Annotated in this window: 18 protein-coding genes; all 18 read left to right on the forward strand. The window is 63.3% G+C overall.

What is annotated here, in order from left to right:
- Positions 1 to 322: 322 nt before the first annotated feature.
- The 18 genes from ACVOLI_RS12315 (at position 323) to ACVOLI_RS12400 (ending at position 20290) form a co-directional block, all read left to right on the forward strand.
- Entirely contained in the window at positions 323 to 1510 is a 1188-nt protein-coding gene (locus tag ACVOLI_RS12315; protein WP_481614635.1) for a flagellin, read from the forward strand.
- A 229-nt stretch (positions 1511 to 1739) separates the two neighbouring features.
- Entirely contained in the window at positions 1740 to 3098 is a 1359-nt protein-coding gene (gene fliD / locus ACVOLI_RS12320) for a flagellar filament capping protein FliD (protein ID WP_481614636.1), read from the forward strand.
- Positions 3099 to 3194: 96 nt separating this feature from the next.
- Entirely contained in the window at positions 3195 to 3617 is a 423-nt protein-coding gene (gene fliS, locus ACVOLI_RS12325) for a flagellar export chaperone FliS (RefSeq protein WP_481614637.1), read from the forward strand.
- On the forward strand, positions 3617 to 3928 hold the full coding sequence (locus tag ACVOLI_RS12330) for a hypothetical protein (protein ID WP_481614638.1): 312 nt from the start codon (positions 3617 to 3619) through the stop codon (positions 3926 to 3928). The genes fliS and ACVOLI_RS12330 overlap by 1 nt, the downstream gene beginning before the upstream one ends.
- Entirely contained in the window at positions 3925 to 4497 is a 573-nt protein-coding gene (locus ACVOLI_RS12335; protein ID WP_481614639.1) for a PilZ domain-containing protein, read from the forward strand. Before ACVOLI_RS12330 ends, ACVOLI_RS12335 begins: the two co-directional genes overlap by 4 nt.
- 78 nt (positions 4498 to 4575) lie before the next feature.
- Positions 4576 to 5208, forward strand: coding sequence for a response regulator (locus ACVOLI_RS12340; RefSeq protein ID WP_481614657.1), 633 nt, complete (start codon positions 4576 to 4578; stop codon positions 5206 to 5208).
- Between the two features lie 261 nt (positions 5209 to 5469).
- Complete coding sequence (rpoN, locus tag ACVOLI_RS12345) at positions 5470 to 6879, forward strand: RNA polymerase factor sigma-54 (RefSeq protein WP_481614640.1); 1410 nt, start codon at positions 5470 to 5472, stop codon at positions 6877 to 6879.
- Positions 6880 to 6893: 14 nt separating this feature from the next.
- The gene (locus ACVOLI_RS12350) at positions 6894 to 7274 is read left to right on the forward strand and encodes a response regulator (protein ID WP_282272108.1); all 381 of its coding nucleotides are present in this window, start codon (positions 6894 to 6896) and stop codon (positions 7272 to 7274) included.
- On the forward strand, positions 7267 to 8754 hold the full coding sequence (locus ACVOLI_RS12355; protein ID WP_481614641.1) for a sigma-54 dependent transcriptional regulator: 1488 nt from the start codon (positions 7267 to 7269) through the stop codon (positions 8752 to 8754). The genes ACVOLI_RS12350 and ACVOLI_RS12355 overlap by 8 nt, the downstream gene beginning before the upstream one ends.
- Positions 8755 to 8922: 168 nt before the next feature.
- Positions 8923 to 9693 (forward strand): glucose-1-phosphate cytidylyltransferase, encoded by a 771-nt coding sequence (rfbF, locus tag ACVOLI_RS12360; RefSeq protein WP_481614642.1) that lies wholly within the window; start codon positions 8923 to 8925, stop codon positions 9691 to 9693.
- Entirely contained in the window at positions 9690 to 10748 is a 1059-nt protein-coding gene (rfbG, locus tag ACVOLI_RS12365) for a CDP-glucose 4,6-dehydratase (protein WP_481614643.1), read from the forward strand. The genes rfbF and rfbG overlap by 4 nt, the downstream gene beginning before the upstream one ends.
- Positions 10745 to 12097, forward strand: a complete 1353-nt coding sequence (rfbH, locus tag ACVOLI_RS12370; protein WP_481614644.1) for a lipopolysaccharide biosynthesis protein RfbH — start codon at positions 10745 to 10747, stop codon at positions 12095 to 12097. Before rfbG ends, rfbH begins: the two co-directional genes overlap by 4 nt.
- On the forward strand, positions 12094 to 14367 hold the full coding sequence (locus ACVOLI_RS12375; protein ID WP_481614645.1) for an N-acetylneuraminate synthase family protein: 2274 nt from the start codon (positions 12094 to 12096) through the stop codon (positions 14365 to 14367). The genes rfbH and ACVOLI_RS12375 overlap by 4 nt, the downstream gene beginning before the upstream one ends.
- Positions 14368 to 14445: 78 nt before the next feature.
- On the forward strand, positions 14446 to 16230 hold the full coding sequence (locus ACVOLI_RS12380; protein WP_481614646.1) for a thiamine pyrophosphate-binding protein: 1785 nt from the start codon (positions 14446 to 14448) through the stop codon (positions 16228 to 16230).
- Positions 16227 to 16907 carry a class I SAM-dependent methyltransferase gene (locus ACVOLI_RS12385; protein WP_481614647.1) on the forward strand — a complete coding sequence of 227 codons (681 nt, stop codon included), beginning with the start codon at positions 16227 to 16229 and terminating at the stop codon, positions 16905 to 16907. The genes ACVOLI_RS12380 and ACVOLI_RS12385 overlap by 4 nt, the downstream gene beginning before the upstream one ends.
- A gap of 8 nt (positions 16908 to 16915) precedes the next feature.
- A complete protein-coding gene (locus ACVOLI_RS12390) occupies positions 16916 to 17848 on the forward strand; it encodes a LicD family protein (protein ID WP_481614648.1) in 933 nt (310 codons plus the stop codon).
- A 22-nt stretch (positions 17849 to 17870) separates the two neighbouring features.
- Positions 17871 to 19250 carry a glycosyltransferase family A protein gene (locus tag ACVOLI_RS12395; protein ID WP_481614649.1) on the forward strand — a complete coding sequence of 460 codons (1380 nt, stop codon included), beginning with the start codon at positions 17871 to 17873 and terminating at the stop codon, positions 19248 to 19250.
- Complete coding sequence (locus tag ACVOLI_RS12400; protein ID WP_481614650.1) at positions 19247 to 20290, forward strand: NAD-dependent epimerase/dehydratase family protein; 1044 nt, start codon at positions 19247 to 19249, stop codon at positions 20288 to 20290. Before ACVOLI_RS12395 ends, ACVOLI_RS12400 begins: the two co-directional genes overlap by 4 nt.
- Positions 20291 to 20299 lie beyond the last annotated feature (9 nt).

Consider the following 20299-nt stretch of genomic DNA (forward strand, 5'->3'; position numbering starts at 1 on the left):
CCCGCGCCCCCCCGCCCCCCCCCCCCCCCCCCCGCCCCCCCCCCCCCCCCCCCACCCCCCCACACCCACCTCCCGGTCTGCTGCCGCCCCCCCCCCCCCCCCGGCCCCCCCCCCCCCCCCGCTCCTACAAAGGGCGCGCGAGGCCTTCCAGCGCTGGACAGCGTTTTTTGTCAATCAGATCTTACGGAAGCCCTAAAGCGTGGCAGGGTGCTGCCGTTATTGATATCAGCAGCGGTACTGCGGCCCCTACGGCACCTCCCACTGCACCCAGTACCGGTCAGGTTGAGCTGCCGGATCAAACGACAAAAAGGAATCCGAAATCATGGCACAAGTCATCAACACCAACATCATGTCGCTCAACGCTCAGCGCAACCTGAACACGAGCGGCAGCAGCCTGGCCACCTCGATCCAGCGCCTGTCCTCGGGCCTGCGCATCAACAGCGCCAAGGACGACGCCGCCGGCCTGGCCATCTCCGAGCGTTTCACCACCCAGATCCGCGGCCTGGACGTTGCTACTCGCAACGCCAACGACGGCATCTCGCTGGCCCAGACCGCTGAAGGCGCAATGGTCGAAATCGGCAACAACCTGCAGCGTATCCGCGAGCTGGCTGTGCAGTCGTCCAACGCCACCAACTCCTCGACCGACCGAGAAGCGCTGAACTCGGAAGTCAACCAGCTGTTGAAGGAAATCGACCGCGTCTCCAACCAGACCAACTTCAACGGCACCAAGTTGCTGGACGGCACCTTCTCCGGCGCCCTGTTCCAGGTTGGTGCTGACGCTGGCCAGACCATCGGCATCAACAGCATCGTCGATTCCAACATCGATGCGCTGGGCCGCGCCGGCTTCGCTGCTACCCAGACCTCGACCGCTGCGCTGGCATCGGGTGCAGCCACCTCGGCTGGCTCCATCGGCGGTATGAAGGTGAACAACATCGACATCGAAGCCGTCAAGGTTGCGGTCGGCGACACCGGTACCGACGTCAGCAAGAAGATGGCAGCAGCCATCAACGAGAAGATGGACCAGACCGGTGTTTACGCAGCAGTCGACAAGGACGGCAAGCTGACCATGACTTCGGTCAAGGCTGGCAAGGACTTCACCTTCACCGACGCCACCAAGACCGACGCCGCTGGCCTGGCCTACTCGGGCGCTGGCATCGTCGCCGGCACCGTCGCCGCCAATGCCACCACCGGCACCAAGTTCCTGAAGGACCTGGACATCTCCAGCGTCGCCGGTTCGCAGCAGGCACTGGAAATCGTTGACAAGGCACTGACCGCCGTCAACAGCTCGCGTGCCGACATGGGTGCGATCCAGAACCGCTTCAGCTCCACCATCTCCAACCTGTCGACCACCTCGGAAAACCTGTCCGCCTCGCGTAGCCGCATTCGTGACGCTGACTACGCCAAGGAAACCGCAGAGCTGACCCGCAACCAGATCCTGCAGCAGGCCGGTACCGCCATGCTCTCGCAGGCGAACAGCTCCACCCAGAGCGTGCTCAGCCTGCTGGGCTAAGCACAAGGCGGCGCCATTACACCGGCACCGAACCTGATGTAGCCAGAACCCCTGCCCGTCGGCAGGGGTTTTGTGCGTGGGAAGGCTTTGTTCCGCCGAAACGCCGTAACGGCACGCAGCTTGCATGGAGTGCACGCAAACGCCGCCACCTGCCTAAAGTTGCCGGGCATGCGTGCCGATACAAGGGATACCTGCAAGGGCGTCCTTCAGCCTAGACCAAGGAAATAGCATGGCCACCTCCTCCCTCGCTGCTGTCGGCTCCGGCCTCGACATCCCGACCATCGTTGCCAAACTGGTCGCTGCCGAGCGCAAGCCTGCGGACAACCGCATCAATTCGCAGGGAACGGCGGCCACCGCCAAGCTGTCGGCACTGGGCAACATCAAGAGCTCGCTGACTGGCCTGCAGGCCTCGCTGGAGGCCATGGTCAAGAGCGCGGACACCCGTTCCTACAAGGCTACCGTTCCGGAAAACTCCGGCTTCAGCGCCAGCATCATCACTGATGCCGGTACCGGCAAGACACTGGCGACAGCAGGCACGTACAACGTTGAAGTGCTCAGCCTGGCGACAACCCAGAAACTGAGCTCCGGCGCCTTCGCCGCCGATGCAAAGGTGGGTGACGGAAAACTGTCTTTCGCATGGGGCGACAACAAGACGCTTGACGTCGATATCGCCGAAGGGTCGACGCTGACCGAGATTGCCGCCGCCATCAACAAGGCCGCCAACGGCAAGGGCGTCAACGCCACCATCATCACCGCCAGCGATGGCCAGCATCTGGTGATGAATGCCGTCGACGCCGGCACCGAGGGAGCGCTGAAGGTCACCGCCAGCGGTGGCAATGGTGGTTTGTCGGCGCTGACCTGGGACGGAGCCGCCGGCGGCATGGCCCAGACCACCGCCGCCGCCAATGCCAAGGTGAGCGTGGATGGCTTCGAACGCGAATCCAGCAGCAACTCGATCACCGACATCATTCCCGGCGTCACTCTCAACCTGAGCAAGGCCGAGGTTGGCACCACCCGCACATTGACGGTGGCACAGGACAATTCGCCGCTGAAGATCAACCTGCAGGCCTTCATCAGCGCCTACAACGCGACGACCAGCCTGCTGAAAAGCTCGACCAGCTACGACGCCACCAATGACAAGGCATCCACCTTGACCGGCGACTCGATGATCCGCGGCCTGCAGCAGCAGATGCGCAGTCAGTTGAGCGCGAACGTGGTCGACCTGAAAGCGCTCGGCGTTGCCATCAACAAGGACGGCACCCTCAGCTTCAGCGCTACCACCTTCGACAAGACCGTTGCGGAGAACCCCGGCGCAGCCGAGGCACTGTTTGGCAGCAAGGGCGCGCTTTCCACCGGCATGACCAGCATGCTCAAGAGCAACCTGGACAGCACCGGCACGTTGACCCAGCGCACCGACTCCCTGAACAAGCAGATCAAGAAGCTGGAAAAGGACCTGGACGCACTGGATGCGCGCATGGAGAAGGTGTCCGAGCGCTACACCAAGCAGTTCACCGCGATGGACACGCTGGTCGCGGGCATGCAAAGCACCAGCAACTACCTGAGCCAGCAGCTGGCTTCCAAGTCCTGATAGACGCCATACCGCAGCGACCAGCGACCTGTACCCACCACCTGCCGCAATGACGAACACCTCGCCAAGCGGCTGATAACAAGGAGTCCCATCCACATGTACGGTGCCAACCGACACTATGCCGAGCAATACCGCAAGGTCGGCGTTTCCAGCCGTGTCGTCGATGCGGACCCTCATCGCCTTGTTGCCTTGCTGCTTGAAGGTGCGGGCGAGCGCATCCGCCGCGCCGAGGCCTGCCTGGCCAGTGGCGACCAAGCCCTGAAGGGCAAGGCCATCGGTGAAGCCTGTGCCATCATTGGCCATCTCAACGGCTCGCTGGACCATGAGGCTGGCGGCGACGTCGCGGCCAATCTGTCCTCGCTGTACGAGTACGTATTGCACCGCCTGACCGAGGGCAACCTCAACAATGACGTCAACGCCTTGCAGGAGTCCTTGTCGCTGATGACCGAAATCGAATCCGCCTGGAATGCCATTCCCTCCGAGCAGCGCACCCTGCCCGTTGCCAGTGAGGCGCGCTGATGGCCGATACCGCCAGCCAGGTGCTTGATGCCCTGCATGCAGACCTGGACGCCCTGAAGAACGCCATCGACGCGGAAGACCACGACGGCGCCGAACAGATCGTCGCCGCTCACGACGCGCGCCTGCGGGGCTACATCGAGGCCAACGGCGCCACGGGTAGTGCAGATGCATTGCAGGCCTTGCTGGAACAGCAGCACGCCCTTGCCACCCGGATGCGCGAACTACGTGACGAGGCGGCCATGCAGCTGCGCGCCGAACGCCAGACCAGCCGCGCCGTCAACGCCTACCAGCAAGCCGGAACGCTGGGATGAACAGCACCGGCATCGACCATCCCGCTGAAACCGAGCTGTTCAACGACACGCTCAGTTGCGAGCTGTCGTTACCGGCGGTATTTGAAGCAAACACCAAGCTGCGCCGACCAGGTAGCGCGGAAATGCTCCTGCGCAGCATCGCGCTGGTCGAAGATGCCCGAAATGCGGACGACGGCAGCGATGATCGCAACGACAACAGCCTGCAGTTGCAGCGGCTGGAGGCACGGCTCGACCTGACCCTGGTCTTGTTGGGTCGCCTGCTGCAGCGCGAGTCCCCCGCTGCGAGCCCGGTCGCCCTGCGCTGGTCGCGGCACGGCCTGCGGCTGCAACGCGATCAGCTTGAAGGAATTGCCCCGGGAACACCCGGCATTGTCAGCCTGCAACCCGCCGAATGGCTACCGGATGCCATCGAACTGCCGGTGGTCGTACTTGCCGAGGCAGATACCGAACAAGGTCCGCAGCTCTGGGTACACCTTGAAACCCAGAATGATGCACTGATGGCGGCGCTGGAGCGGCATTTGTTCCGCCTGCACCGCAAACAGATTGCCGACAGTCGCCGCAACCGGTGAGCACCCTACCAATAGTCACGCTGGCGCCTGCGCCCCTGCTCCGCTAAGGTGCAGCATTCCGATATGACCCGGTCCACTGTGCGCGTTCTTATTGTCGACGACCATACCCTGGTTCGCGCCGGGCTTACCCGGCTGCTGCAGACATTCGACGGCATCCAGGTGGTGGCCGAAGCCAGCAATGCAGACCAGGCCTTGGAGATGGCCTTGTTCCATGTGCCGGACCTGATCCTGCTGGATCTTTCCCTGCCGGGCCGTTCCGGGCTCGAGGCGCTGAGCGATATCCGCCAGCGGCTGCCACATGCCCGTGCGGTGATGATGTCCATGCACGATGACGTCGCGCATGTCCGCGATGCACTCGATCGCGGCGCAGTGGGCTTCCTGGTAAAGGACGCAGCGCCCGCAGAACTGGAACTGGCACTGCGTGCAGCACACGCGGGCCAGGTTTTCCTCAGCCCGCATATCTCGGCGAAGATGCTTGCGCCACTGATGGGCAAGGAGCGTGCGACTGGCATTGGAGCCCTGTCCCCAAGACAGAAGCAGATCCTGAGGCGCCTGGGCAGCGGCCAGACCACCAAGGAGATCGCCGCCGATCTGGGCATCAGCATCAAAACGGTGGAAACCCACCGGGCGAGGATGATGGAGTCGCTCGGTTGCCGGCGCGCCAATGACCTGCTCCTGCTGGCCTTGCGTCATGAAAATGACCTCGTCTGACACCGCCCCCTCAGTAAAAGACGTTCCGCGTCACGAAATCGGAAATCCGACACCCAAACGGGGCGACGCATTAAAATCAATAGCTTGCGATGAATTTCCGTATTTATTGCGCCAATAAATCGACGCAATGTAGGGGTTTCACCTACACGATGTAAGGGTGCTTTTGACAGGTATCAGGTCAACACCTATTACCGCCCTGACATGAACCACGCAAGATGCGTTCCACAACGCAGCCATCCACTGGCCGCAACGGGGAAACGCATGAAAGCCGCACTGTCCGCCCAGCTGGGCCAGCAACTTCACCTCACGCCTGCCTTGCTGCAGTCGATCCGCTTGCTGCAGCTCAACGGCATGCAGCTGGAGCTGGAAGTCCGCCAGGCGCTGGAAAGCAACCCGCTGCTGGAGTTGCAGGAGCAGGCCGAGGACGCGCCGGCAACGACGGATGCCGAGGTTGCGCAGACTGAAACCGCAGCGTTCGATGAGTTGCCCGAAAGCAATCTGTGGGACGTCCCCGGCGCCAGCTGGAACGCCGACGACGAGGACCGCATGGCACGCGTAGCGGCCGGTGAGTCCACCGACCCGCAGCTGCGCATCCTCAACGCACTTGCCTATGAACTGGACGACGCCGATCTGGCCGTGGTCAGCTTCTGGCTGGACCACTGCGATGAAGCCGGCTACCTGCAGGCCCCGCTTGCGCAGCTGACCCAGCTGGCCAGCGCCCGCCTGGACCGTACCAGCACCGATGTCGAAGCCCTGCGCCAGCGCCTGCTGCACGGCGAGCCGGCCGGCATGGCCGCCGTCGACCTGCGCGAATGCCTGCTGGCCCAACTTACCGCCCTGCCCGGCCTGGTGCCGGCGCGCAACCTCGCACGGCGCCTGCTGGACGCCGACATGCAACTGCTGGCGAACCATGACTATCCGGCCCTGGCGCGCGCCCTGGATGCCGAGCTCGAGGACGTGCAGGAAGCTTTCCGCCTGGTCCTGTCGCTGCAGCCCCGCCCGGGCGAGACCCTGCTGCCACAGCAGGAACTGAGTGTGATCCCCGACGTGGTGGCCTGGCATGCCGACGGCCAATGGCGGGTTGCGCTGAATCCGGCAACCACGCCGCGCCTGGCCATCAACAGCAGTTACGAGCGGGTTGTCGCCGACAGCAGCGGTGAATCCGCGCAGCCCCTGCGCGAAATGCTGCAGGAGGCGCGCTGGCTGACCCGCGGCCTGTCGATGCGCTACGACACCCTGCTACGCACAGCACGAGTGATCATCGAACGCCAGGCGGCCTTCCTGGTCAACGGCGACGAATCGATGGCGCCACTGACCCTGAAGGAAGTGGCCGACCTGATCGGCATGCACGAGTCCACTGTCTCGCGGATCACCTCCGGCAAGTACCTGCAGACCCCGCGTGGCACCTTTGAACTGAAGCACTTCTTCGCCGTGCGCCTGGAAGGCGCCAGTGTCTCCGGGCAGGCCGTCAAGGCCATGGTCAAGCGCCTGATCGATGCCGAACCGGCCGCCCGTCCGCTGGCCGACGAGGCCATTGCAGGCCTGCTGGCACGCCAGGGAGTGAACATTGCACGCCGGACCGTCGCAAAATACCGCGAACAGCTTGATATCGCCCCGGCCCGCGAGCGTCGCCGCCAGAGCAGCAAGCCCCAGCTGGCCCGTGTGGGCTGAGACCAAGGATTCCCATGAACAAGCTCACCGTAGTGCTGGTCGACGACCATGAAGGCTTCATCAACGCCGCCATGCGTCATTTCCGCAAGATCGACTGGCTGGAAGTGGTCGGCAGCGCCGCCAACGGACTCGAGGCGATCGAGCGCTCCGAAGCGCTGCGCCCGCAGGTCGTGCTGATGGACCTGGCCATGCCGGAAATGGGCGGGTTGCAGGCCACGCGCCTGATCAAGACCCAGGACCAGCCACCGTACATCGTGATCGCCAGTCATTTCGATGACGCCGAACACCGCGAACACGCACTGCGCGCCGGTGCCGATAATTTCGTCAGCAAGCTGTCCTATATCCAGGAAGTGATGCCGATCCTGGAAGGGCTCAAGGTACAAGAAGATGAGTGAGTCACGCATTCTGGTGATCGACGCCGACGGCATGCGTGCCGAGCGCACTTTGGCCCTGCTCGAGTTCATGGATTTCAATCCGCGCTGGGTCAGCGACGCGCAGGATATCGACGTCAGCCGTCACCGCAGCAACGACTGGATGGCCGTGGTGGTGGGCGCGCTTGAAGACGCCGATCGTGCCGCCGGTTTCTTCACCTGGCTGGCCGGCAATTCGTTGCCGCCGCCGATCCTGTTGGCTGAAGGCGACCCGTTGGCCTTCTCGCGCCACTATGGCCTGCACGAAGCCAATGTCTGGCCGCTGGAGCAGCCGATGCGCCACGCGCAGATGGAAACGCTGCTGCGCCGCGCCAGCCTGAAACGACTGGACGCCGAACACCAGGCCGACAGCGCAGGTGACAGCGGTCCGACCGGACACAGCCCGGCGGTCACCGAGCTGCGCCAGCTGATCGAGCAGGTCTCCAATTTCGATACCACCGTGTTGGTGCTGGGCGAGTCCGGTACCGGCAAGGAAGTGGTTTCGCGCGCCATCCATCAGCGCTCGCCACGCCGCGATGGCCCATTCATCGCCATCAACTGTGGCGCGATTCCGCCGGATCTGCTGGAAAGCGAGTTGTTTGGCCACGAGAAAGGCGCCTTTACCGGTGCATTGAGTGCACGCAAGGGCCGCTTTGAAATGGCCGAGGGCGGCACCCTGCTGCTGGACGAAATCGGCGACATGAGCCTGCCGATGCAGGTCAAGTTGCTGCGTGTGCTGCAGGAGCGCAGCTTCGAGCGCGTCGGCGGCAACCAGACCATCCGCTGCAATGTGCGGGTGATCGCCGCCACCCACCGTGACCTGGAATCACGTATCGCCGATGGCAAGTTCCGCGAGGACCTGTTCTATCGCCTCAACGTGTTCCCGATCGAAGTACCTGCACTGCGTGAGCGCGCCAGCGATCTTCCGGTGCTGGTCGAAACCATCGCCACCCAGCTTGCACGTACCGGCCGCGGTGAAGTCCGCTTCGCACCAGAGGCGCTGCAGGCACTTGCCAGCTACGCGTGGCCCGGCAATGTGCGCGAGCTGACCAACCTGGTCGAACGCCTGGCCGTGCTGCATCCTGGCGGCACCGTACGCGTGCAGGACCTGCCCAGCCGTTACCGCGGTGACCAGGCAAGCGTTGTCGCCGCGGGCAGCAACGACGAACGCCCGATGCTGCTGGGCAAGCAGGTCCCAGCACCGGCACAACCCAGCAGCCAGCCCACTGGCCTGATCAACAAGATCAGCGCCCCGGACAATGGCAACCAGTTGCCACGCGAAGGCATGGACCTGCGCGACCATATGGCCGGCATCGAGCTGACCCTGATCAACGAAGCACTGGAGCGTACCCAGGGCGTGGTCGCCCACGCTGCGCAGCTGCTCGGCCTGCGCCGCACCACGCTGGTTGAAAAACTGCGCAAGTACGGCATCGAGCGCGATTCGGTCGAAGCGACCGGCCAGTAAACCTTTGCGGCCGGCGAAGCACTCGCCGGCCCTATCCCCACCTCACTGCACCACGATGCACGCCCGCGTGCCTCGGTGATGCCTGCTGCGTACAGCACGGCACGAATCTTGCAGCATCCGTCCTGTCACTTGCCGCCCGCCCCGCACATGAAGCCTGCCGATACTGGAATGAAAGCCGTCATCCTTGCCGGAGGCCTGGGTACCCGCATCAGCGAGGAATCCCACCTGCGGCCCAAGCCCATGATCGAAATCGGCGGCAAGCCGATCATCTGGCACATCATGAAGCTCTACACCCACTTCGGCATCACCGATTTCGTGGTGTGTCTTGGCTACAAGGGCTATGTGATCAAGGAGTACTTCGCCAACTACTTCCTGCACATGTCCGATGTCACATTCGACATGGCCGAGAACCGCATGCAGATCCACAACCGCAACGCCGAACCCTGGCGGGTGACGTTGGTGGACACGGGTGACAGCACCTCCACGGGCGGCCGCTTGAAGCGCGCACGCGAGTACCTGGGCAACGACACCTTCTGCCTGACCTACGGCGACGGCGTCGCCGACATCGACATTGCCGGGCTGGTCGATTTCCATCGCAATCACGGCCGGCTCTCCACGGTTACCGCGGTGCAGCCACCTGGCAGGTTTGGCGCACTGGACATCAACGGTACACAGGTCAGCGGCTTCAAAGAGAAGCCGCTCGGTGACGGCGCCTGGATCAACGGTGGCTTCTTCGTGCTGGAGCCAGGCGTGTTCGACTATATCGAAGGCGATGCCACCACATGGGAGCAGGAGCCCATGCGCAATCTCGCCGAAGCAGGCCAGCTGATGTCCTTCCTGCATCACGGCTTCTGGCAGCCGATGGATACCCTGCGCGACAAGAGCCTGCTTGAGGAGCGCTGGTCACAAGGCAAGGCGGAGTGGAAGCTGTGGCAGTGAATCCTGACTTCTGGCGTGGTCGCCGGGTATTCCTCACCGGCCATACCGGCTTCAAGGGTGGCTGGCTCGCGCTGTGGCTGCAGCAGATGGGCGCGCAGGTGCAGGGCTATGCCTTGCCGGCGCCTTCCGGTGGCTCGCTTTGGCAGGCCGCTCAGATCACTGATCTGGTCGACAGCGACCTGGCCGACATCCGTGATGCCGAACGTCTGGGTGCCGCGCTGGCCCGGCAGCAACCGGAACTGGTGCTGCACCTTGCCGCGCAGCCACTGGTACGCGAGTCATACCGCAGCCCGGCCGATACCTGGTCGACCAATGTCACCGGCACGCTCAACCTGCTGGAAGCCGTGCGCCAATGCGACAGCGTCCGTGCCGTGCTGGTGGTCACCTCCGACAAGTGCTATGACAACCGCGAATGGGTGTGGCCCTACCGTGAGCAGGACGCACTGGGCGGCCACGACCCCTACAGCAGCAGCAAGGCGGCGGTAGAGCTCCTGTGCGCATCCTGGCGTGCGTCCTACCTGCAGGAACGCGGCGTGGCGGTTGCCACCGCCCGCGCCGGCAACGTCATCGGCGGCGGTGACTGGTCGCCCGAGCGCCTGCTGCCCGACATCATGCGCCAATGGCAGCAGCAACAGCCGGTAACCCTGCGCTATCCCGGCGCCACCCGTCCGTGGCAGCACGTGCTCGAACCCCTGCACGGCTATCTGTTGCTGGCCCAGGCCTTGCTGCAGCGTCAGGAAGGTGCGGATTCGGCCTGGAACTTCGGCCCCGATGCGGCCGGTGTCGCCAGCGTCGGCACCGTCGTCGAGCAACTGGCCGAGCTCTGGCCCGGTGAGGCCCGCTGGCAGATTGATACGGCGGCACAGCCGCACGAAGCCGGGCTGCTGGCGCTGGATTCGGCCAAGGCACGGCACTTGCTTGCATGGAAACCATGCTGGTCGCTGCCACAGGCGCTGGCCCAGACCGTGCGCTGGCACCAGGCATGGCAGGCAGGCACCGACATGCAGCAGTACACCCTCTCCCAGATTGAAGATTTCCAGAACAGCACCCGATGAATCACGACGAACTCCAGCTGCGCCAACAGATCGCCGAACTTGTCGGTCAGTACGCCGACCGCCATCTGGCGCCGTCTGCCTTTGTCCCGGGCAGCAGCACGGTCGCACCATCAGGCAAGGTGATTGGCGCCACCGAGCTGAAATCGATGATGGAAGCGGTGCTGGACGGCTGGCTCACCACCGGGCGCTTCAACGATGCCTTCGAGAAGAAGCTGGCGCGCTACCTCGGCATCCGCAATGTATTGACCACCAATTCGGGCTCTTCCGCCAACCTGCTGGCGTTCTCGGCGCTGACATCGCCTCGCCTGGGCGAGCGTGCCATCGGCAAGGGCGATGAAGTGATTGGCGTTGCCGCCGGCTTCCCGACCACGGTCAATCCGATCCTGCAGTGCGGCGCGGTACCGGTATTCGTCGATGTCGAGCTGGGTACCTACAACGTCAACGCCGAGCTGATCGAAGCGGCGATCACGCCGCGCACCCGCGCCATCATGCTCGCCCACACCTTGGGCAACCCGTTCAACCTGGCCGTGGTCCGCGAACTGTGTGACCGTTATGGCCTGTGGCTGATCGAGGACTGCTGCGACGCACTCGGCTCCACCTATAACGGCAAGCTCGTAGGCAGCTTCGGAGACATCGGCACGCTGAGCTTCTACCCGGCCCACCACATCACCATGGGCGAAGGCGGCGCCGTGTTCACCGGCTCGCCCCGGCTGAAGCGCATCATCGAATCGTTCCGCGACTGGGGCCGTGACTGCTATTGCGGTCCAGGCACGGACAACACCTGCGGCCAGCGTTTTGACTGGCAGCTGGGCGGCCTGCCGGAAGGCTACGACCACAAGTACACCTACTCGCATCTTGGCTACAACCTCAAGATCACCGACATGCAGGCCGCCTGTGCATTGGCGCAGATGGACCGGCTGGACGGCTTCATCGCAGCACGCAAACGCAATTTCGCCTGGCTGCACGAGCGCCTGTCCGGCAGCACCGAGCAACTGATCCTTCCGCATGCCACGCCCAACAGCGATCCGTCTTGGTTCGGCTTCCCGATCACCCTGCGCGACGGCAGCGGCGTACTGCGCGAAGACCTGCTGCGCCATCTGGACAGCCACAAGATCGGCACCCGCCTGCTGTTCGCCGGCAACCTTACCCGCCAGCCCTATATGCAGGGCCAGAACTACCGCGTAAGCGGCGAGTTGCCGGTAACCGACAAGGTCATGAAAGACACGTTCTGGATCGGCCTGTGGCCGGGCCTTGGCGAAGACCATCTGGAACACGCTGCGGCCTGCATCGAAGACAGCCTGCAGCTCGCGCGCACCCGTCCACGATCTGCGATTGGAGTAGATGCATGAACATGCTTGCGCAGAAGCTGAGCCTTGGCTCGGACAGCAGCGTCCTCGATGCAATCAAGCTGCATGAGGCGGATGCATTGAAGACCGCGTTCGTGCTGGACACCGAACACCGTGTCCTGGGTGTCGTCACCGATGGCGATATCCGTCGCTACCTGCTCAATGGCGGACAGACCAGCCAGGCCGTCACCGCCTGCATGAACCAGACCTTCCATTCGGTCAGCGCTGAAGCCAGCCGCGAGGAGCTGGCCAAAGCCTTCAACCTCGGCTACGGCGCGTTGCCGGCCCTGGATCGGCTTGGCAGATTGGTCAGCGTCCACACCAAGCGCTCAAGCACCATCGAGCTGAACGGTTTCGCGCTAGGCGGCGAGCGGGTATTCGTCATCGCCGAGATCGGCAACAACCATAACGGCTCGTTGGAACTGGCCAAGCGTCTGGTCGATGCATCGATTGCTGCAGGCGTTGACGCCGTCAAGTTCCAACTGCGCAATCGCCAGGCCCTGTACCGCTGCCAGGCCGATGGCTCGCGTGCGGAAGACCTGGGGGTGGAATACCTGCAGGATCTGCTCGACAAGGTCGAATTGAGCCTGGACGAGCACCGGCAGCTACGTGCGTACTGCCGGCAGAAGAACATCACCTACATCTGCACACCCTGGGACGAGCCCAGCGTGGACGCGTTGGCCAGCTTCGATGTGGCGGCGGTGAAAATCGCCTCGGCCGATCTCTGCAATCCCTACCTCATCGCCAAAGCCGCGAGCCTGGGCAAGCCGTTGATCCTGTCCACCGGCATGTCCCACGAGCACGAGATCATCCGCACCATCGCACAACTGCGCGAGCTGAAGGTGCCGTTCGCCCTGCTCCATTGCAACAGCGCCTACCCCGCCCCGGAAGGCGACATCCAGCTCGGCTACATGGGCCGCCTGAAGCAGCTGCATGGGCTCGTCGGTTATTCCGGCCACGAGCGCGGTACCGCGATCACCCTGGGTGCGGTCGCGCTCGGCGCAAAGCTGGTCGAACGCCACATCACCCTGGATCGGGCGATGGAAGGCCCGGATCACCTGGCAAGCCTGGAGCCGACCGAGTTCAGGCAACTGGTGGAAGGCATACGCCAGCTGGAAGCCGCACTGCCTTGGCAGCGCCCGGGCCGGCGTCTTTCCCAGGGCGAACTGCTCAACCGCGAGAATCTCGGCAAGAGCGTGATTACCACCCGGCCGGTCCTCGCAGGTACGGTGTTCGAGCCCAGCATGCTGCGTGTGGCCAGCCCCGGCCAGGGGCTGGCGCCGTACCGCCTGCACGAACTACTAGGCAAGACTGCAATGCGCGACATCGCCGAAGCGGGCTTTCTGTTTGAAAGCGACCTGGATGCGCCGCGCTGCGGGGAACGTCTGGCGTTCTCCGTTCCCATCCCATGGGGCGTTCCGGTGCGTTACCACGATTTCCTGGACTACCGCCGACGCATCGAGCCGGACCTCTTCGAATTCCACCTTTCCTACCGCGACCTCGGGCTGAAGCCGCAGCGCTTCCTCGATCAAGTCAACTGCAGTCGCCTGGTGGTGCATGCGCCAGAGCTGTTCGAGAACAGCGAACTACTGGATCTGGTGGCCGATGATGCTGGCTGTCGTCGTCGTTCCATCGACAACCTGCAACGAGTGGTGGATGCCACCCTGCAGATCGGCGAGTTCTTCCCGCATGCCAAGGACCGTCTGATCATTGGCAACGTCGGTGGCTTCTCTGCTGATGCACCTCGCCCGCGGCACACGCGCGCAGCCCTCTATGAGCGCTTCCACGAATCCTGCGCACGCATCGACTTCGGTGGCACCGAACTGATTCCACAGAACATGCCGCCGTTCCCCTGGCATTTTGGCGGCCAGCGTCACCAGAACATTTTCATGATGCCGGACGAACTGGCAGCACAAGCACACGACCACGGTATTCGGCTGTGCCTGGATCTGTCGCACCTGCAGATGACCTGTTTCCACTTCAATCTGGACTTCCAACAGGCGCTGGAGCAACTGCTGCCCTACTCGGCGCACCTGCATGTCGCAGACGCCAAGGGGGCAAACGGCGAAGGCGTGCTGATGGGTACCGGCGACATCGATTGGCCGCTCACCTGGTCGCGGATCGTGCGCCATCCCAAGGTCAGCTTCATCCCGGAAGTGTGGCAAGGCCACAAGGACCATGGTGCCGGCTTCTGGTCCGCGCTGGAGTTCCTCGGCAGCCTGCCATCGCCCGCTTCCCGACACGCGCTTCCGCAGTTGGAATACTGCGCTTGAGCACAGTGCAAGCAACCCTTCAATCGCAATCCGGCATCCCGACAAAGCGGATGCCCCTCCATGCAAACGGAACACACAATGCGCGTCGCTGATTACATCATGAGCCGCCTGGCCGACCTCGGCATCCAGCAGGTCTATTTTCTCCCTGGCGGCGGCGCCATGCACCTGAACGACGCACTTGGCCGGCACCCAGCGCTTGAGCCGGTGCTCTGCCTGCACGAACAAGCCGCTGGTGTTGCCGCAGAAGCCGCCAGCAAACTGACCGGCGGCCCGTCGGCATGCATGACGACCTGTGGCCCGGGCGCTACCAATGCCGTCACCGCCGTGCTGGGCGCCTGGTTGGACTCGTCGCCGGTGTTCTTCATCTCTGGCCAGGTCAAGAGTGCCGACCTGAAGACCGGAACAAACCTGCGCATGCTTGGCGTGCAGGAAGCGGATATCGTTTCCATCGTCGCCCCGATCACCAAGCACGCCGTCACGCTGACGGACCCCCAGGCCGTGGCCGAGGTATTCGACCAGCTGGAACAAGCCGCCTTGCAAGGCCGCCGCGGGCCAGTGTGGCTTGATGTACCGCTGGACGTGCAGGCTGCTCAGGTTGACCCTGCGCTGCTGAGGCGTGCTCCGACTGCCCCGTCATTGCCGCCTGCCGACCTGGCTGACCCGGTTGCGCGCACGATTGCACTGCTGCAAGCCGCACAACGGCCGGCCATCATTGCCGGCAGCGGAATCCGCATGTCCGGTGCAGTTGACGTGTTCCGCAGCTTCTTCGAACACGCAGGCATTCCGGTGCTGCCGACATGGCTGGCGATGGACCTGATCGAAGATGCCCACCCGCTGTATGCAGGCCGTCCCGGTTCGATTGCGCCACGCTGGGCCAACTTCAGTCTGCAAAACTGCGATGTCCTGATCGTCTTGGGCTCGCGCCTGGACATGGCCTTGACTGCCTATAACCATGCCAATTTCGCCCCGAATGCCAAGAAAGTGGTAGTGGACATAGACGCGGCCGAGATCGAGAAACTGCAGATGCCCATCGACGTCGCAGTCGTAGGCGACGCCAAGCCCTTCATCTCCGCATTGGATGCCGCCGTCCATGCACAGGCCCTGCCATCCTACGCACAGTGGCATCAGCGCATCACCGACTGGCGCGCGCGCTACCCTTTGCTGACCGCTGAACATGAGGACGACAGCAATGGGGTGAGCATGTACCAGTTCACCGATCGGCTCTCGCAGCAGCTTGCCGAGGGCGACATCATCGCGCCCTGCAGTTCGGGCTTTGCCGCCGAACTGTTCCTGCTGAATCTGCGCTTGAAGAAAGCACAGCGCTGTTTCCACAACCGCGGCACGGGCTCGATGGGCTTTGGTATCCCTGCCGCCATCGGCGCCTGTCTGGCCAGCGGACGCGTCCGCACCATCTGCGTCGAAGGCGATGGTGGCCTGCAGATGAACGTGCAGGAGCTCGCCACCTTGGCGGCGCTCAATCTGCCGGTGAAGCTGTTCGTGATCAACAATCAGGGCTATGCCTCGATACGAACCTCGCAGCAGACCCACTTCAAGCTGCTGGTCGGCGCCGATGGCAGCAGCGGCATGCGTTTGCCTGACCTGTCGCGTCTGGCGGGTGCATATGGCATCGGCTACGCAAGAATCGACTCACATGCCGAACTGGAGCGGAACATTGCCGAAGTGCTGGGAAGTCCTGGTCCGGTGCTGTGCGAAGTCCTGGTGCATGCTGAAGAGCCCCGCGTGCCACGGGTGATGACGCGCATCAACACCGATGGCAAGCCAGAGACCGGCACCCTGCAGGACCTGTATCCCTTCCTGCCCGCCACAGAACTGGCTGCCCAGATGGAGAACTCGCCTGCATGAACGCCGTACCATCATTTGACGCTGTGCACGCAAGTAAGGACGCAACCACGCCCGCCGGGCAAGCCGACTACTGGGCAGCTTTCTACGCCAATGCACGCAGCAACGTTCCAGTCTATCCCTCGCAGTTCGCCGCCTTCGCCATCAATGAGTTCGGCAACGTCGATGGCGTGATCGAATTTGGCTGTGGCAACGGTCGCGATAGCGTGTTCTTCGCTGGCAACGGTATTCCGTTGCTGGCGCTAGATGCCTCAAACGAAGCCATCTCGCTATGCCAGCAACGCAACGCGCATGCCCATGCACGCTACGCGACCTGCAAGGCCTCCGAGGCACATAAGCAGGTTCGCGAGTTTCTACAGGGCAAGCCACGTGTCGCAGTTTATGCACGGTTCTTCCTGCATACCATCGAGGAGGCGGAGCAGCGTGCATTCCTTGGATTGCTCGGCGAGTTGCTGCCCACGGGGAGCCGGGTGTTCCTGGAATACCGCACAACCGACGACGCGGACCAGCAAAAAGCGTTCGGTACCGGTCATTTCCGTCGCTATCTGGATCATCTGGATGCGCTTACGGCTATACGCCACGCCGGTTTCAGTCTCGACTACGAGATCGAAGGCCGCGGACTGGCAAAGTACAAGAACGAGGACGCGCGCGTTGGCCGCTGCGTTGCCACCCGTCTATGAGCACCGCCATGCAGACCACAACTGACACGCGCCTCGCCGGCAAACTGGTGCTGTTCGGCGCCGGCAAGAGTGGCGGGCTGTTCCTTGAGCAGAACCCGGCACTGGAGATCCTGGCCGTCGCTGACAACGACGTTACCCGGCACGGCAGCAGTTTCCACGGCCATCCGCTGATCGCGGCCACCCAGATCGCTGATCTGGACTGCGATGCCATCGTCATCACGAGCGTCTGGTCAAGCAGCATCCTGACGCAGCTGGGCGAGCTTGGGTTAGGCCACATCCCAACCATCATCCCGGGCAAGCGCGAGATGAAGGGAATGCGTGACGTGCATCCGTTCTCGCAACCTGAAACCAAGCAACTGGCGCGCGAGCTTGTGCTGTTCCTGCATGCCCTTACCGATGCAAACGGAATCGACCTGCACCTTGACTTCGGCACCCTGCTCGGCGCGGTGCGCGACCACGATTTCATTGCGTGGGACGACGACATTGACTTCTCCATCGTCGACCACCAGTTCGACGCTGCGATCGCCCTGGTCAGCGCCAACCGGCACCTTTTGCCCCAGGCCGACCGGGTGGTCTGGTCCATCGAGCTGATCAGCGCGCATGGGCGTGGCGTGGTCCTGCGCCTGACCTGCAACAACCTGGACGGCAGCGAGCGTTTGATCCCGTTCGAAACCGACCTGATCCGCCGCGAGCCCCGCGATGGCTACGCTGTCGCAATTGGCTCCATGCCTGAATGGTACTGCCCGCTGCACCACTTCCAGCAACACGACAGCATCGAAGTGTTCGGGCAGACGTTGAAAGCGCCGCATGATGCGCTTGGCTATCTCGACTTCGTGTACGGGAATTGGCGCACCCCGCGCAAGGACATGGCCTTCGCCGACTATGCCCATGCCGGTGAGGTTCCATTCGGGCAGTTCGAAACAACGACACACACGCTCTGAGCGCAGCTGACGGAAGATACAGATGGTTCCCCTGACCGTTGCGTTGCTGACGTACAACCGCGCGCACTACCTGCGGCAATCGCTGCAGGCCATTGTCGACCAGACCTGGGGCGACTTCGAACTGCTGGTGCTTGACAACGGCAGCACCGATGAGACCCCGCAGGTCGTGTTGTCGTTCAATGATCCGCGCCTGCGTTACGTACGCAATCCGCCCGGGTCCACCGCCCGCTTCAACAACATGTCGGCGCTTTGGCTGTTCCGCGGCGAACGCCTGCTGATCACCCATGATGACGACATCATGGAACCGGACATGCTCAAGCGACAGATGGCACTGATCGCGGCACACCCCGAGCTCACCGCGGTATGGACCAACAAAAGCATCATCGACAAGCACGGAAAGCAGGTGCAGGCATGGTTCTCCGCCCCCGGACCGGACCGCATCTTCGCCCGCGGTGAGTTCATTGCCAGGGCGGCGGTGGAGAACCTCTGGCATCCGCCGAGCAGCCTGATCTTCTCGCCACGCCTGCAATCCTTGAAGAAGCTGCAACAGGCCTATCTTGCCGCCACACCACCCAGACACCGGGGCAACGGCGATCTGGTGGTGCCGGCGACGATGAACCTGCATGGGCCAGTCGGATTCGTCAACGCCCCGCTGCTGCGCTACCGCCAGCACGACGTGCAGCAGACGCAGCAGGTTCACCTGGCGCGTGCAGCGCTGTACAGCTCGACGATGCTGTCCCGGTTGATCAAGAAAACCGACTATTGCGACGAGTTCCTGCCGATATTCGATGCCCGCATCGCCAGATTCAAAGCGCAGGACCTGTTGCTCGATGTATCGGCAAGACAGATCCCCGCATCCATCCTTGCAAGGATGCAGCGACTACTGGACAAAGCCCCACTTCGCTTGAGCTATAGTCCGCTCGCCCTGTCTCCGCTGCTACCGCTGATTCTTCTGCTTGCCCAGCTCGGCCGTGCCGACGCAGCCACGGATGCGCTCGCGGATAATCCGCTTGCAACCGCAGGCATACCGGGTCCCGCAAATCGACTGCAGCAATGGATTGCGCTCGCCCGCTCGGAACGAAACATCTTCACCGGTTACGCTCCAGGGACGAACGTCGTCATCCTTGGCAGCGTGATGCTGGCCGCGATCCTCATACAGGAGGCCCGCAAGGCCGACCTCAATGTCGTGTGTTGCCTTGACTCGAATGTGACCCGACAAGGCATCCAGTGGCTGGGCGTTCCCATCGTCGCCCACGACTGGCTGCAGACAGCGACCGGCATCGACCTGATCGTGCTGAGCGCCGAGCGTGATCACGAGCAGGAGCTGATAGAAGGTATGCACCAGCTGTCTCCAGCAACACCGGTTGTGTCCTGGAAGCAACTCCTGGACGCGGCCGCATGAGCGCACCCAACCCACTGCTGGCGGAGATCCAGCAGGCCTTACCACGCATTCCGGTAGTCGGTGAGCTGCAGCAAAGCCTGCACGGAAAGCATATCCTGATCACCGGCGGCAGCGGCTTCTTCGGTCGCTGGCTGCTGGCGCTGCTGCAGGCGCTGAACAGCAGCGATTGTGACGTCCGGGCCAGCGTTGTGTCGCGCGATCCGCAACGTTTCCTCGCGCTGAATCCCTGGTACACCCAGGCCAGCTGGCTGCACTGGCACCAGCATGACATCCGCCAGCTTCCCACCAGGGCCGCTGGCGCCATCGATCTCGTCCTGCATGCGGCAACCGACACCTCGGCAGCGGCTGGCGCAAACCCCCTGCAACTGTTCGACACGATCATGGAAGGCGCCCGCAGGGTTCTTGACGCAGCGCTATCAGGCGGTGCCCGCCGCGTCCTTTTCACCGGCTCCGGTGCCCAGTATGGAAGCCTGCCCTTCGGCATTCCTGTCGCCGAATGCAACCAGCAGGCGTGTGACAGCCGCCTCCCGGCAAGCGCCTATGGCGAGGGCAAACGGGCCCAGGAAACCCTTGCGGCCATCCATGCCCGGGAAAGCTCGATCGAGATGATCTATACCCGGTGTTTCGCGTTCTCCGGTGCTGGCCTGCCATTGGATGCACATTTTGCGATTGGCAACTTCGTGCGTGATGCCCTGCAACGCGACGCGATCTACCTGAGCTCCGGCGGACAGTCGGTACGCAGCTACCTGCATGGCGGCGACCTTGCGGTGTGGCTGCTTTTCCTGTTGATTCGTGGTGCTCCCGGCGAGGCCTACAACGTGGGCTCGGACGAGGCATTGAGCATCCGCGAGCTGGCTGCACGGGTTCGTGACCAACTGGCACCTGGTAAACCCCTGGCCTTCCCGAATGGCCGGGCTGGCCCGACCTCCTACTACGTTCCGGATATCAGCAAGGCGCGCGCCCTGGGGCTGGATACCTGGACATCGCTGGACGCATCGGTGCAGGGCATGGCCCGGTACGGCGCTTGCAACACGCAGTGACATGGAACC

This window comes from Stenotrophomonas sp. STEN029 (assembly GCF_056760015.1).